This is a genomic window from Polynucleobacter sp. JS-Safj-400b-B2, assembly GCF_018881975.1.
GTDB lineage: Bacteria > Pseudomonadota > Gammaproteobacteria > Burkholderiales > Burkholderiaceae > Polynucleobacter.
This window is the reverse complement of sequence record NZ_JACVPJ010000004.1, coordinates 36,197-50,768: the sequence shown is the minus strand read 5'-3', so window position 1 is coordinate 50,768 and position 14,572 is coordinate 36,197. Positions and strand designations below refer to the sequence as shown.

Below are 14,572 nucleotides of genomic sequence, written 5' to 3'. Positions count from 1 at the left end.
CTAGCTTGCCTAATTTGTGTGCAGAATGCATTGCACTATTTTGCGTGTTTGCTTATGAATATTTAATCTAGTTCCTATCAGATTTTGTGTTAGGAGCATTGATTAACAAGGGCACAGAACGCCAAGTTCCCTTACACTTGGGCCATGAATAGCCTATCAACCAGCACACTAGCAGCCCTTGAGGAAATGCTCCAAAACACGGCGCGTTCTGCTCCCGGGGATTACTTGCCAATTTATTTATCCCGCGGTGCAACAGGTGAACAACTCATCGGCCACCTAAGTCCTGATTTCACCCCCTATTTGCAAGAGTCTTTGCACAAGGAATCTATTCCAATGATTTCAATAGGGCATGACAAACTCTCCATTCAATTAGGCAAACCCAGGGATTTATCAAATAGCCTTTATCAATTAGCTAATCGCATGAGGTTGGGTGGATTTATTCCAGGCTGGCGTAACGAAGACTTTGCTTGGGTTGATCAAAATGGTCACAAGTACTTTCGTATGGAACGCGCTGCGTTTCGTACCTTTGGCTTTCGCAGCATGGCAACGCATATCAATGGCTATACGCAAGGCAATACGGTTTGGTTAGGTAGACGCAGTGAAACTAAGCCTACCGATCCGGGCAAGTTAGATAACCTAGCTGCCGGCGGTATTACAGCCGATGAGACGCCCTGGGTCAGCGCGCGTCGCGAACTTTGGGAAGAAGCTGGCGTGCCCGAACAAACTGTAGATCAAATCGAGCCTGTTGGTCGTATTCATATGCGCCGACCATCCATCGGGCGAGGCTTTCATGATGAACAGCTCTATGTTTATGACTTAGAGCTTGCGGATAACTTTGTACCAACCAATCATGATGGTGAAGTAAGCGGTTTTATTGAAATCTCCCTCACCGAGGCTGCCGCACGCATCTTGGCCGATGAATTTACCTCTGATGCTGCTTTTGTTACTGCGGACTTTATATTGCGTCGCAATAAATAGATCTTTTGGTCTTATTGAGCCGTTTTATTCCTGTTTGACTGGCATCATGCCGTAATCAGCCAATTCGTGGTTAAATCCATGTTAAGGATGAAACAGGGGTGCCCTTTAAAGCGGATTTAGCTTGAAGGCGCTGAGAAAGACCCTATAACCCGATCCAGGTAATGCTGGCGTGGGGAGTTACATCAGACCGACACCCGGTTTCGTCCATCTAAAACAGCTAGGAGATGGACATGAGTACAGGCAACACCTCAACTAAAAATGCTAAACACGAGATTCCCAGTTTAAAAAGTTTGGAGCGCGACTTTGGACAAAAGTTTGCCTATCCAGCCTCGACAAAAACTTATCTCCAAGGTTCTCGAACAGATATTAAAGCGCCAATCCGCATGATTGAGCAGCTACCTACTCGGGTTGGCGAAGAAATGATTGCCAATCCGCCAGTACCGGTCTATGACACTTCAGGCCCATACAGCGATCCAGATGTTGTGATCAATCTTGAAAAAGGTTTGCCAAGACTGCGTGATGCTTGGATTGCAGAACGTAACGACACAGTACAACTTTCCGGCCCTACTTCTGAATACGGTGTTGCTCGCTCTCTAGACGAGGCTACACAAAATTTACGCTTTGCTCACATTAGCGCACCGCGCGTAGCCAAATCTGGTCATAACGTGAGTCAGATGTATTACGCCCGCCAAGGAATCATCACCCCTGAAATGGAATACATCGCTCTGCGTGAATCCATGGGTCTTGAGCAACTTCGTAAAGATCCAGCATATAAGCAGCTTCTTAAGCAGCACCCAGGCAAAAGCTACGGTGCTAACTTACCAGAAATCATTACTGGCGAGTTTGTCCGCTCTGAAATTGCTGCGGGCCGTGCAATTATTCCGGCCAATATTAACCACCCTGAATTAGAGCCGATGATTATTGGCCGTAATTTCCGCGTGAAGATTAACGGCAACTTAGGCAACTCTGCGGTTACCTCATCGATTAATGAGGAAGTAGAAAAGATGGTGTGGTCTATTCGTTGGGGTGCAGACACCATCATGGATCTCTCCACTGGCAAGCATATTCATGAAACGCGTGAATGGATTATTCGTAACTCTCCCGTTCCTATTGGTACCGTTCCAATCTATCAAGCTCTAGATAAAACGGGTGGAATTGCAGAAGACCTTACTTGGGAAATGTTCCGCGATACTTTGATTGAGCAAGCCGAGCAAGGCGTGGATTACTTCACTATTCATGCGGGTGTTTTACTGCGCTATGTACCCTTAACGGCTGATCGTATTACCGGCATTGTTTCTCGTGGTGGTTCGATCATGGCTAAATGGTGCTTGGCTCATCACAAAGAAAACTTCCTTTATACGAAGTTTGATGAGATTTGCGAAATCATGAAAGCCTATGACGTGTCATTTAGCTTGGGTGATGGCTTACGTCCAGGCTGTATTGCTGACTCCAATGATGCCGCTCAGTTTGGCGAACTCCATACACTCGGTGAATTAACTGCCAAGGCCTGGAAACATGATGTGCAAGTCATGATTGAAGGTCCTGGTCACGTACCAATGCAGCGTATTGAAGAGAATATGACTGAAGAGCTGAAGCATTGCTTAGAGGCTCCTTTTTATACTCTCGGACCATTGATTACCGACATTGCCCCAGGCTATGACCACATCACTAGCGGTATCGGTGCAGCGCAAATTGGTTGGTATGGCACAGCAATGCTTTGTTATGTCACACCAAAAGAACACTTAGGCTTGCCGGATAAAGAGGATGTGCGCGAAGGCATCATCACCTATAAGATTGCTGCCCATGGCGCTGACTTAGCAAAAGGTTTACCTGGCGCGCAAGTGCGCGATAACGCCCTATCTAAGGCTCGCTTCGAGTTCCGCTGGGAAGATCAATTTAATCTTGGTCTAGATCCTGAGCGTGCACGTGAATATCACGATGCGACTTTGCCAGCAGAAGGCGCCAAGATTGCTCATTTCTGTTCAATGTGCGGTCCGAAGTTCTGCTCTATGAAGATCACTCAAGAAGTTCGTGACTACGCAGCAACACTAGATGCAGATGGCAACCCCAAAGCTAAAGTCATTCCAATTGCTGAGGTGACCGATGCGTCTAAGGGCATGGAAGAAATGTCAGCTGAGTTCCGTAAACGCGGCAGTGAAATTTATCAGTAAGTCATTTGGGCATTAAGTCGAATAAGCAATGATGACTAGCGCGAGCTTCTCCAATAGCAAGTATGCGATTGTTGGCGGCGGCCTGATGGGTCGCCTGCTAGCGCTTGCGCTTGCTAAAGGCGGTGCTCAAGTTGATCTGTTTGATAAGGGGGGTCCCGACGGAGCTCATGCTGCCGCCAGGATTGCTGCAGCAATGTTGGCGCCCTTAGCCGAATCAGCCATTACCGAAGCTTCGGTGGTTCGCATGGGTTTGTATAGCCTGCCTCGCTGGAAAGAGCTTATTGCCAGTTTGACTGCTCCGGTTTACTTTCAGCAAGAAGGCACCTTAATTTTGTGGCATCACCAAGATGTTAGTGATGCAGAGCGCTTTGCTGCGCATCTAGAAAAAAACTGTCGTTCTAATTCTGGACTAAGTGCACCGCAAAAACTCAATAACGAAGCATTACGAGAAATTGAGCCTGGCGTTGCTGATCGGTTTAATCAAGGCCTGTATTTACCCAATGAAGGTCAATTGGATAATCGCCAATTATTAGATGCCCTCGCTAATGAGTTAAAGCTACAGAAAGTAAATTGCCGCTGGCATACCGAGATCAATCCATCAGAACTGAGTAAACAGACAAGCTATAAGGCAGTAATTGATTGCCGCGGCACGGGCGCTAAGGAATCGTGGTCTTCTGGCGAATCACCTAATAGCTTGCGTGGCGTACGTGGTGAAGTGATTCGACTCTACGCTCCAGAAGTAAAGCTGCGTCGCCCTACGCGCTTAATACATCCGCGCTATCCAATCTACATTGCCCCCAAAGAAAATGATATTTATGTGGTGGGTGCAACGGAGATTGAATCCGATGATTTGTCAGAAATGAGTGTGCGCTCTGCGATGGAATTACTGAGTGCGGTGTACACAGTTCATAGCGGCTTTGCAGAAGCCCGTATTTTAGAGATGGCTACGCAGTGTCGCCCAACTTTAAAAAATAATCTTCCAGAAATTAGATCCCAAAAAGATAAAGGACTTGCTGATTTGATCCTGATCAATGGCTTGTATCGCCATGGTTTTATGATTTCTCCAGCAGTGCTGGATTGCGCCTTGGAGCTTTTAGAATTTGACACGAGCAAAACGGCATTGGAGTTAGGCTTGAGCCTTACTCAAGACAATAATCGTATTGAGGTGGTATGCGCGTAATCGTCAATCAAATTGCTTATGAGCTGCCTAGCAAGAGCATGGTGAGTGATGCATTGGCTTTAATTAATGCAAAGCCACCTTACGCTGTTGCTGTAAATCTGAATTTTGTGCCTAAGACAAAGCATGCAAACTTTGCTTTAAATGAGAATGATCGCATTGAAGTCATTGCCCCAGTGACTGGAGGTTGAATTAAATGAATATAAGAATGAAGTTGAAATGAACGCACCTCTACCCAGCAGCCTCAACAGCGCCGATACGCTTGTCCTCTATGGCGAGAGCTTTGCGAGTCGCTTGCTATTGGGTACATCACGCTACCCGTCTCCGCAGATATTAGAGAATGCAGTGCAGGCATCTAATCCCGCCATGATTACTGTGAGTCTTCGTCGCCAGGGAACGTCTACTGCGCAAGCGCATAGTGGCTTTTGGGATTTACTCAAGAAAATGGCTGTTCCAGTTCTTCCAAATACTGCTGGCTGTCATAGCCCCCAAGAAGCGATTACGACAGCACAAATGGCGCGTGAAGTTTTTGAAACGGATTGGATCAAGTTAGAACTCATTGGTGATGACTACACTTTGCAGCCCGATGTTTTGCGCTTAGTGCAGACAGCAGAGACGCTCATCAAGGATGATTTTAAGGTACTACCGTATTGCACTGAAGATCTGATTTTGTGCCAACGTTTGGTTGATGTGGGTTGCCAAGCGGTGATGCCTTGGGCTGCACCAATTGGAACAGGGCAGGGCCCTTTAAATCCGTATGCCATGAAACTCTTGCGCGATCGCCTCAAGGTTCCGCTTTTGGTCGATGCTGGCCTGGGCCTCCCTTCACATGCTTGTACCGTCATGGAATGGGGGTTTGATGGCGTACTACTCAATACTGCAGTAGCCTTGGCAGATGACCCGGTAGTAATGGCTAAAGCCTTTGCGATGGCTACTGATGCTGGTCGTGCAGCCTATTTATCTGGCGCCATGAAACCCCAAGAGTCAGCCCAAGCAAGTACGCCTCTGGTGGGCACGCCTTTTTGGCACCAATCATAGTTACTTAGTTACACCAAGTTGAGTACACTGAACTCATGAGCCTAATTCGAGATCTTGCAGACCAAATCGTTGCTGCGCATCGCAATGAAGATCTAAGCATTGCGATACCAGCTTTTAGCCTCAACTCACCGCCTCCACTGATTGACAATGAAGCCGCTGCTGATCATTACGAACTAGCTGGTGCTTTAGCCAGTATTGAGATGGGGTTTATTGAGTCAGATGCAAAAGTGTTAGGTAAGGCATGGTCACGTATGACTTTGCAAGATGGCGGTTTTAATCCTTTTAAATGGCCCAGCAGACCAGAGCATTTTGATTTATTGCCTTGGACTCGGAACATGAATCCCAACGCCTTCAGAGAATGTCCAAAACGCTTAGGTTTATACGGTGTCATGCCAGATGCTGACTGGGTCAAACGTATGGTGGATGCCCAATTACCAACTGTACAGCTACGCTTTAAGTCGGATGAAAAATCCAAGATCAGAAAACAGATTAAAGAATCTGTTGCTGCCGTCAAAGACAGCAAAACCCTGCTCTTCATTAATGATTATTGGCGAGAAGCGATTGACGCAGGAGCATATGGTGTGCATCTTGGTCAAGAAGATTTGGTAGATGCCAACTTGGAAGAGATCCGTGCAGCAGGCTTAAGATTGGGTTTAAGTACGCATGGCTATGCAGAACTAGCTTATGCAGATCGATTTTGCCCAAGCTATATTGCGATGGGCGCTGTTTTTCCGACAAACTTAAAGAAGATGCCAACAGCACCACAAGGGCTTGGTCGCTTATATCAGTACGCCAAATTAATGAGTAACTATCCACTGGTAGCTATTGGTGGCATTGATCAAGATAGTATTCATGCGGTTAGTAAGAGCGGTGTTGGTTCGGTGGCCGTAGTGAGGGCCATTACACAAGCCAAGGACCCCAGGGCAGCAGTTAAGCACTTACAAGAATTAATGCAGGCTTAGAGCTTTCTTTGCTTCTTTCTCTGTTCAGTATTGGTTTTAATTCTAATCTTTTTCATCTAGCAGTACTGTTTGATAAAAATCATGCATATGCCATAAAGGGCCTGGACCTTCACCAATACTTAAGAAGCGACCCGCCTCTAGGCCTGCCTCTACATAGGCAATTGCTTTAGCAACTGCATGCGCTAGATCATGACCATCAGCAAGGTATGTAGCAATTGCAGATGCTAGAGAGCATCCAGTGCCGTGGGTGTTTGGAGTATTCACGCGATAGTGTTTGAATTCTTTTGTCTGGACAACTTCAAGACCATCTTCGAGTGTGCGCCACATTAGGTAATCGGTAATTTGTGTATGCGTGCTATCTAAGTGGCCACCTTTGATGAGTATTGCTTGTGGACCCATCTCGAGTAATTCTTCTGCGGCTAATTTGAAATCGTTGGGGCCACTAATCTCGCGACCAAGTAACAAAGAAACTTCATCCATGTTGGGTGTAATGAGCGAGGCAATCGGAAACAATTCAGTGATCATCGCTTGGGCGGTATCGTCACCACCTAAGCTTGCGCCAGAAGTAGCACGCAAAACAGGGTCAAGGACAATGCGTTTCACACCGTGCTTGCGTAAAGATTTAGCAACTGTGCGGACTATTTCTGGACTTGCCAGCATGCCGATTTTGACAATATCAGCACCAATATCCATTAAAACAGCATCAATCTGGGCTTCAACTACTTCAAGCTCTACATCCTGAATACGGGTGACGCCCAAGGTATTTTGGGCAGTTATTGCCGTGATGACAGACATCCCATAGCCACCTAAGGCGGTGATCACCTTGAGATCGGCTTGCAGCCCCGCCCCGCCGCCACTATCAGACCCAGCAATGGTCAGTACTTTGGGGATCTGTACAGAAGTAGGAAGAAGTGATTTCATCTTGCTATAATATCGGCTTATTCCTCGATAGCTCAGTCGGTAGAGCGCCGGACTGTTAATCCGTAGGTCCCTGGTTCGAGCCCAGGTCGAGGAGCCAAATAGTAAAAGGGGTTGCCGTCAGGTAGCCCCTTTTTTATTGTCCAAGAATAGCGGTTTATTAGGCAATTGCCTAATATTTTCTAAATAAGAGCCCCATAATCCCACGCATTTTTTGCTCAAATTCCCATTGGTCGGCGCAATCTTCTATGTCTTTATTACAGAACCGCCCTATCGTTATTTCCTCGTTGCAATAGAGGCATCTACCCGTGAACTTTAAGGGCTGATTCTTGGCTCTTTGACGTGCTACCGAGTAATCCCTGAATTTATCCTCATCTTCTGATGCCTGATCAATGAAATCGGTCATGGCAAGGCCTCATACTTCAAGATGACCTCATTACGCTCTGCCTCACTTATCGAACATTCAGCTGCGAAGTTGGTAAGTATTTGTTTAAGGTAGATTGCATCCTGTCCTGATAATCGGAGTGCTTGACCTCCAATTCCAAAGCTGGTTTCTGCGCCGGCTGGTACGCTGGCTCCTGATGGGCGCAAGCCGATAGCAGGGTTAATGTCAGCAAGGTATTGATTGCGTTTTTGCTCGATAGCATTTTTCTCTCCCAGAGTGTTTTTCTCGATCTTGTTTTGCTTGGCGCCAGCCTGATGCTCTGCCGCCCTTGCACCATCATTGCCTTTGGCGATCTCAATTACCTGATCTTTTTTATCCACCACGCCACGATGATGATCGCCGGCGACAAAGCCCCCACCAAATGACAAAATGACGGCCAGAATTGCTCCTAAAATGAAACTAAGACTTGGCATGATTTGCTTTCTGTTGCTGTTGTTGTGCGATAAGGTGCTCGTTAATTAATTCAGCCTGAAAGCGAGCCAAGGCATCGGGACAGGTAAAGATGCTTTGGGTGTTGTTTTGAGCCTTGAAGTTGGAGCCACCAGCCTGCCCTCTGCCACCAACTACAAAATAGCCCTCGCCACTTGCGCTCCAATTGGTTGAACCCTCACCACCTACTACGCCATCAATCACAAATCCCTTGGTATGGCTTATTTGATGTGTAGCTGATTGCCCGATTGTGAAGTGCGTATTAAAGGCTTTGAGGTTGTGAGCCTTATCCGCATTAAGCAGTTTGGACTCATGAACCCCGCCAGCCTGCGACTTGTCCAAGGTAATCATCATGGTGATGTCAGGATCAAGCGCCTTTTGCATCAATATCTCGTTAAGCTCATCGTCATCAAACCCAAACATGTTGAGATAAATGGACACACTTGCCCGAGAAAAAACGTGCTTTAGGATTTCGTGAACGTTATCTCTGCCAACGTAGAACAAACGAAAATCTGAACTTGAATTAGGCGAGAAACTACGCTCTTTGGTGTACTGAGCCAAATCATCCAAATTAAATCTTTGGAGTGTTGATGGATTATTCATGGCAAGAATCCTGAGCGCCGTGGTGAGAATACGAAAGTGGCTTGATAAGGGTTTGGCTTGGGGTTTACGTTGTTGTCAACCAGAGCACGTATGTTCCAGCCAAAATTACAGTAGAGACATGTATCAGTGGAAAATATCCGCTTCACATAGGTCAACTGAAATAGCCCACCAGCCTTAACAAGGCACCACCCCTCTTTGGCGCCTTGGTTGTCTTTAATGGTGTTATCACCCGAGAAGGTGGCGTTATAGGGCGGGGTCAACCAAACAAGGCAGAATGAATATGCAGGGTTACGCCTTAACCATTTGACTTGCGCCCAGTATCCGGTACCGTTAATTAATTTAAAAGTAGCGTCGCCATCCAAAGAGTTATCCGGTGTCATAAACCAATTGAGCCAGTTTGGTAAACGTGGGCCATAACCTTGATAGCTTTGGTTGTCGCACCAACCCATTTGCTGTGTTGCAAGTAACGGCAATACAAAAGCTAATGGGTAGGCTATCAAATATGAAAAGAGAAAGTTCACCAGCGCCAGCGCTGGGTAAAGTAAATACATCATGACAGCCCCTCTAGGCAAACAGCCACTTCAGCATTTCTGCGTTTAGTTAATCCAGGCAAAGGCACAAGTACCCCGCCGACCTTGGATTTATTCCACTTCGGCAATTCCTTGCAAGCGGCAACATAGTTATGACTGGCCAGATACCTAGCGGCATGACTAGCCGATTTATTGCAGGCGGCTGTAGGGCCCTCGTTGTAAACGATGTCGCCAAAGGCACCGAGCACATTGGCAGGCAATCCAGGCACGCAGCGCTCAACAGTGAGCACCGCCTCTTTCATATCTTGATCCATGAGCGCGTCACATTGAGCAAGGCTGTACTCTTTGCCGCGAACCACATCCTTGCCCGTGTGGCCCCTACATACAGTCAGAACGCCGCCTGTATCGTCATAAGCCCACCTACGCAAACCCTCTGCAGGCGTTGCTATTGCTACCGCCAAAGCTACAGCAGAAGCAATACGCCTTTGGTTCTCGCTTGGATTCATACGCTTTCCTGAAAAACAATGCGGGATAGATTGCTCCCAAAAATGGCAAGAATTGATAGCAACGCAAAAATGCCTTTGGGAAATGAGTCTGAGTAATAAGGCAGCAGATACTCTGCGCAAGAAAATAGCGCCGCCAATACGTTAAATCGAATAGACCATGCCCTTTTAAGAATCGTCTTCCAATTTGGGTAGAGCTTCATGGCTTATCGGCCTTCCGATCGAGCAAATCAAACATGCGCTTCATGTCCTCACGCAGGGCATGAAACTGTTGATCAAAGCGCTCCATGAATTGCTCAAGGTCGCTTTTTCTGTGATAAAACTCAGAAACATGGAGCTTGAATTCGCTTAACTCCTTTTGAGTTTGATCGACCTTCTTTTTGACGTCTTGATAGTTTGACCAAAGCACAGACCAGAGACCCAATATCAATAGGTAAACGAGCAACTGGACAACTTCTTTTGTTGAAAATGCTTCCATGCTTAATCTTTCAAAATGGCATCGCTGCCTAGGTTGGGTTCAAGGGCTTTATCGCAATGCCCCTTTTGAAATAGGTCGAGAAACTTGCACATCACACAGCCCCAAGCCTTGCCCTCATTGCGAGCTTTAGCGCTTCGGCTGGAAATCGTTTCTGCCGGATCACCTAATGTGATGGCGTTGCCACCTTCATCAATCCACAACAGCAAATCGACGATGTACTTTCGCAGATAAGCCCAGCCTGTTTTAAGGTATTTCATTGACGCTCCATAAATGAAAAAGCCGCCCGAAGGCGGCCTTAAGTGGTTTATAGGTAACTGTTAAAAGTTGATTGCTTGTACTGCATCAACAGTCTTTGCGGCTGCTACTTGCGCTTGCAAAGTCGCATTACGAGTTAGGCAATTGAGCTTAAATGTCTTAAAGTCAATTCCAACCTGTTGAATCTGCGCAACGGTGTGTGGCAGATACGCCCAGTTACTATTTTCATCGCAGCACGCCTGCAGAGTTGTCCAGTTCGCCGGTAAATTCGGAAACAGGCTAGACATAACGCTACCTGATAAATTGAGCTGGTCAGTCTCGTTGCTTGGATATGTGTAAGACTTGCCAAGCGCAGAAGATTTAAAACCACCGACTATGGCGGCGGCGCAAGCAGAACTAATGGTGGCTAGTTGGGCTTGCTGGGCTTGAGCTAATTTCTGGGCAGCAGTAGGTTGAGGAATATCTTTTAAAGTCCACGCCCCATTTGCAAACACTGCCACTTGATTAGCGCCGGCGCTAGGAGGGGCTAGAGCTGTTGCGAAGGCGGGAATCAAAAATACCCCATCCTCAAGAGGTGATGGATCTGCATTTGATGAATTAATAAAAGCCCCAGATTGAGGGTCATAGTTATAGATTTTGGTCATTTTCAGCTCTCAATTAAAATTTAATGCAAGCAAGCAGCGCAACGTTGCGTGGACGTGAAACGCCTCCACCCCATCCAACCCCATGCATCCAGTCCCCGCTATTTGTGCCTGCTGAAGCTGGGGAAATTGCATATTCGGTTGACCCACTGTAATTTGTTGATGAATTTGCATCATCGTCATACCCAAGTATGGCGCGATGAGTTTGTCCAGTATCGGACCCAGTTCCAGCGCAAAGACCATGAATCAAGTTTTCAGATTGCGGCGCATTCGCAGCAATTGCAGAACCCTTTTGCCACGAACCAAAAGTACGACCGCTATCGATCCCACGACTATCGTCGTATGCACGCAAAAACTCACCGCGTAAATCAGGAAGGTTGAAGGTCGTTGTCCCATCTCCTGCGCCAAAGGTTATCCCGATTGCGGAGAAAAGCGCCGAATATGTCGAACGCGATATTGCTGCGCCATTTGCCTTAAGCCATCCACTTGGTGCGGACGTATTTGCAAAGAAACTTACCGATCCTGGAGCGCCAGATAAAGCCAACATGGCGGCAGCTGCGGCCTGCACGAAGGCTGTAGTAGCAAGTTTTTGACTGTTATCACCTGCAGTTGGCGTGGTGCCGTGAGCAATGCCGCCTGTGTTTTCACACAAAACCCAGCCATTGAGCGTACTATTCCACTCCACCTCAACAAAGCCATTAGCCGCAATTTCACCTGACAGCAAAGCCACATGCGCCTGAGAATAAATTGTGCTGGCGGCTAGACCATTCGGTGAAAATGTAGCCGCACCGGTATTGGTGTTTTTAGCCTTAAATGATAGAAGCATTCCATCAACAGGCTGCGTGACAGGTGGGTTGTACTGTGCTTTATACGCATTTACCGTGCCAGTATCCATCGCAAAAGTCATGGAGCTACTTTGAATCGACGGGACTATTCCTGCTGGCAAGAAAGGGGCATTAATAGCTTGAGCAATATTTGCCGAAGTAATCGTGGTTTGACCATAAGCAACAGTAACCACCCACAAGCCAACATATCCACTATCAGCTGATGGTGTAACTTGGGTGCCAGTAGCTGCAGCAATACCAGCCTTAACTTGCAAGGTACAAACACCGTCACGGGTAGTATTTTGAGCTGCGCCATTATTGCCAGCGCCTGAGAATGCTTGAGAAGGATTGCTTGCGTTGTAATAAGGCAAGACCAGTGCATTTGAATCTACGTCCTGATAGATCGCCTCAATCAGGTAATTCACACTAAAGCCGTTAGTGGTTGGCGCAGGGCAACTCAGCGTTACAGCGTCCAACAAAATACCCTGTTTAAGGATCTGATGTGCGGTATCAGCCGCCAATGAGCCGTAGGCTGTGCCATCCAAGTTGGCAAGGCTATAAATCTCACCTGGCGCAACTTGCACCTGCATAGATACTGGGCTTGTTGGACTACAAGCCAGTCCATTCACAATCGTAGCCGTCCCAAGCATGGCAGCGGCAACCTTTGCTATTGCCACCATCGTATTTCGATTGGTGTTTAACAAGTCAGAATCTAAGGGGATAGATCCAGGGTACACAATCTGTCTTTTCATTTTGCATCCAATAAAAAACCGCCCGAAGGCGGCTGGTTGTTAAAACTGATTTGGGCGCAACTTTCTGCGCCAACGATTAATTGCTGATTCGAGCCCAAACGGTTGTGCCGACGGGTTTCACGCTATCAATGGCGGCATATATATCCGCATCGGTTACAGCGCCTTGGATCATGCTCAAAGAGGCAAGCTCTGCTTGTGATGCCTGTCCATAACCACCCGTTGAAATGCCATAGCCAGCAACATTCGGAATACCCGTACTCGTTGGCCTAAATGCGGTTACAAAGGCCTGAAATGGCAAGAGCATGGAGCCATAACCACCTGCTACTCCATAACCGATCAATGGGCCACCATAAACGCCAGTATCAAGCGGTCTAGTGGGCTCAAATACTGCTGGGGCTCTGCCCGTTAGATCGGTTAAGACTTTAATTAAGCCGTTGCGTGTTGCACGCTCACGAAACAAGTTGATGATGATGGTATTGCGAAACGATGCGTCTGATTGACCAGACTTGCGCAAGACAGATGAGCCAAAGAAATCAAAAGCAATCATGTCAAGCCAGCCATCCGTCGCAGTTTTAATGCGAGTCTGCAAGGTTGCATACATGATCATGCTGTACACAAATGCCTTGGCCCACGCGATACCGGACAAAAGAGCGTTGAGTATTGGATTGCTATCGCTAAACCAATTAGGGATTAGCGCCTCAATCCTCGACAAGAAATCATTTTGATCACCTGTTGCCATATCAAGCCACCGCTACCGTTCCAGCCTTAATGACCTGTTTATTGTTTGCAGACAAGTCGCCAGTTGCTCCATTGAGTAAAACTGCCGATACGTTAATCACCCCTGGGGATGCCTCATAAGCAACCTGAGATAAACGAGTCCACGCCAATGAAGACCCCAATGGCAATGCATTGATGTAATTTGTCAGCGCTGTAGAAACCAGTGCAGCAGTTGCGGCATGGTCATATCCCGCAGCCGTTGAAACCGTCATACCAATATTTGCCAGCACAACAATGGGAGCGAATACTCCGAAGGTGCTGGTTAATGGCCTTACTGCATCGACAGCGTTATAAACCGATGCTAAGAGTGACGATGTTGGATAGCCAGTTCCATCATCAACAACCAAATAGAAATAACCCATCTGAGCCGTACCGCTGTACTGCTGGTTTTCAACCAATGTACAGGTCAAGCCCTGCTTAAGCGCAGAAGCGGCAAAGCCAACGGCCTGTTTAGTTGCCTTTGAGAGTGACGAAATATAGGCAATAAACCGAATGCGCAATGCGGTATCGCTCTCCGCGTCGGCACCATTGGTAAACGCTGCGGAATTGGTGACCGTATCAATGCCAGGTATTGCCTGCCCTAGGGTATTAACCCCATTAACGGATGCATTGCCGGCGGCACCAGCAGAAACCGCAATAACTGGAACATTAACGGATGCATTGCCGGCGGCAGAAACATAACCCCCAAGAGCAGCGCTATAGGCTGGATTTGTGGCATCAACCACAACAGCATATTGCTGTGTACCGTCCGCAGTTTGAGCAATAGCACCAATGGGGATGATTGCTTGAGCTGTGGGGGTAAACCGTGAGAACGTCACCAATCCACTTGCCGCAACTACCTGCAGGCGAACAAGCCCAAAATCAGCCATCCAAGAATCTAAATCGGCATCGCTTGAGGTGGCTGCGCGCGTAACAACCAGTAACTGCAAAATCAAACTTTGCAACCAAAGAGCTACCGCACTGTAAGCCTCAACTATTGAGCGCAAGATGCTCCCAACAGATAGATCCACCAGCTGGGTACTGCTACCTTGAATTGCCGCAACTTGATTGCGTACTAGCGTTTGAAAATCTTGCGCCTGTAAATTAGACAT

The 14,572-nt window shown here is 47.3% G+C and carries 17 protein-coding genes, 1 tRNA gene and 1 riboswitch; of the genes, 7 read left to right on the top strand and 11 right to left on the bottom strand.

All coding sequences use genetic code 11. The features are described 5' to 3' along the window. Positions 1 to 144: 144 nt before the first annotated feature. From ICN48_RS05855 to thiE, 6 genes are all read left to right on the top strand, one after another. Positions 145 to 978 carry an NUDIX hydrolase family protein gene (locus ICN48_RS05855; protein WP_216152770.1) on the top strand — a complete coding sequence of 278 codons (834 nt, stop codon included), beginning with the start codon at positions 145 to 147 and terminating at the stop codon, positions 976 to 978. A gap of 84 nt (positions 979 to 1,062) precedes the next feature. Then, a riboswitch (TPP riboswitch) is annotated at positions 1,063 to 1,171 on the top strand. 37 nt (positions 1,172 to 1,208) lie between these two features. Further along, on the top strand, positions 1,209 to 3,149 hold the full coding sequence (gene thiC / locus ICN48_RS05850) for a phosphomethylpyrimidine synthase ThiC (RefSeq protein ID WP_255539489.1): 1,941 nt from the start codon (positions 1,209 to 1,211) through the stop codon (positions 3,147 to 3,149). Between the two features lie 28 nt (positions 3,150 to 3,177). Continuing rightward, positions 3,178 to 4,329: an FAD-dependent oxidoreductase gene (locus ICN48_RS05845; RefSeq protein WP_255539488.1), complete on the top strand. Its 1,152-nt coding sequence runs from the start codon at positions 3,178 to 3,180 to the stop codon at positions 4,327 to 4,329. After that, positions 4,320 to 4,517: a sulfur carrier protein ThiS gene (gene thiS / locus ICN48_RS05840; protein WP_216152769.1), complete on the top strand. Its 198-nt coding sequence runs from the start codon at positions 4,320 to 4,322 to the stop codon at positions 4,515 to 4,517. Before ICN48_RS05845 ends, thiS begins: the two co-directional genes overlap by 10 nt. 28 nt (positions 4,518 to 4,545) lie before the next feature. Further along, complete coding sequence (locus ICN48_RS05835; protein WP_216152768.1) at positions 4,546 to 5,364, top strand: thiazole synthase; 819 nt, start codon at positions 4,546 to 4,548, stop codon at positions 5,362 to 5,364. A gap of 35 nt (positions 5,365 to 5,399) precedes the next feature. Beyond that, positions 5,400 to 6,326: a thiamine phosphate synthase gene (gene thiE / locus ICN48_RS05830; protein ID WP_216152767.1), complete on the top strand. Its 927-nt coding sequence runs from the start codon at positions 5,400 to 5,402 to the stop codon at positions 6,324 to 6,326. 42 nt (positions 6,327 to 6,368) lie between these two features. Here thiE and thiD read toward each other — a convergent pair whose 3' ends face one another. Next, positions 6,369 to 7,247, bottom strand: a complete 879-nt coding sequence (gene thiD / locus ICN48_RS05825; RefSeq protein ID WP_216152766.1) for a bifunctional hydroxymethylpyrimidine kinase/phosphomethylpyrimidine kinase — start codon at positions 7,245 to 7,247, stop codon at positions 6,369 to 6,371. A 21-nt stretch (positions 7,248 to 7,268) separates the two neighbouring features. Between thiD and ICN48_RS05820 the strand changes: the two genes are divergently transcribed. After that, positions 7,269 to 7,344: transfer RNA gene (locus ICN48_RS05820), tRNA-Asn, on the top strand. Positions 7,345 to 7,646: 302 nt separating this feature from the next. Here ICN48_RS05820 and ICN48_RS05815 read toward each other — a convergent pair. The 10 genes from ICN48_RS05815 to ICN48_RS05770 all read right to left on the bottom strand — a co-directional run bounded on the left by ICN48_RS05815 (position 7,647) and on the right by ICN48_RS05770 (position 14,572). Continuing rightward, positions 7,647 to 8,102, bottom strand: a complete 456-nt coding sequence (locus tag ICN48_RS05815; RefSeq protein WP_216152765.1) for a hypothetical protein — start codon at positions 8,100 to 8,102, stop codon at positions 7,647 to 7,649. After that, complete coding sequence (locus ICN48_RS05810) at positions 8,089 to 8,721, bottom strand: phospholipase D-like domain-containing protein (RefSeq protein ID WP_216152764.1); 633 nt, start codon at positions 8,719 to 8,721, stop codon at positions 8,089 to 8,091. Before ICN48_RS05810 ends, ICN48_RS05815 begins: the two co-directional genes overlap by 14 nt. Continuing rightward, a complete protein-coding gene (locus ICN48_RS05805) occupies positions 8,718 to 9,275 on the bottom strand; it encodes a hypothetical protein (protein ID WP_216152763.1) in 558 nt (185 codons plus the stop codon). The genes ICN48_RS05810 and ICN48_RS05805 overlap by 4 nt, the downstream gene beginning before the upstream one ends. Then, a complete protein-coding gene (locus ICN48_RS05800) occupies positions 9,272 to 9,757 on the bottom strand; it encodes a lysozyme (protein WP_216152762.1) in 486 nt (161 codons plus the stop codon). Before ICN48_RS05800 ends, ICN48_RS05805 begins: the two co-directional genes overlap by 4 nt. Before the next feature lie 196 nt (positions 9,758 to 9,953). Continuing rightward, the gene (locus ICN48_RS05795; protein ID WP_216152761.1) at positions 9,954 to 10,232 is read right to left on the bottom strand and encodes a hypothetical protein; all 279 of its coding nucleotides are present in this window, start codon (positions 10,230 to 10,232) and stop codon (positions 9,954 to 9,956) included. Between the two features lie 2 nt (positions 10,233 to 10,234). Then, positions 10,235 to 10,489, bottom strand: a complete 255-nt coding sequence (locus ICN48_RS05790; protein ID WP_255539487.1) for a hypothetical protein — start codon at positions 10,487 to 10,489, stop codon at positions 10,235 to 10,237. Positions 10,490 to 10,549: 60 nt separating this feature from the next. Further along, positions 10,550 to 11,131 (bottom strand): hypothetical protein, encoded by a 582-nt coding sequence (locus ICN48_RS05785; RefSeq protein ID WP_216863758.1) that lies wholly within the window; start codon positions 11,129 to 11,131, stop codon positions 10,550 to 10,552. A gap of 13 nt (positions 11,132 to 11,144) precedes the next feature. Next, positions 11,145 to 12,704, bottom strand: a complete 1,560-nt coding sequence (locus ICN48_RS13845) for a phage tail protein (RefSeq protein WP_255539486.1) — start codon at positions 12,702 to 12,704, stop codon at positions 11,145 to 11,147. A 76-nt stretch (positions 12,705 to 12,780) separates the two neighbouring features. Further along, positions 12,781 to 13,443, bottom strand: a complete 663-nt coding sequence (locus tag ICN48_RS05775) for a hypothetical protein (RefSeq protein ID WP_216152760.1) — start codon at positions 13,441 to 13,443, stop codon at positions 12,781 to 12,783. Position 13,444: 1 nt separating this feature from the next. After that, positions 13,445 to 14,572 carry a baseplate J/gp47 family protein gene (locus ICN48_RS05770; protein ID WP_216152759.1) on the bottom strand — a complete coding sequence of 376 codons (1,128 nt, stop codon included), beginning with the start codon at positions 14,570 to 14,572 and terminating at the stop codon, positions 13,445 to 13,447.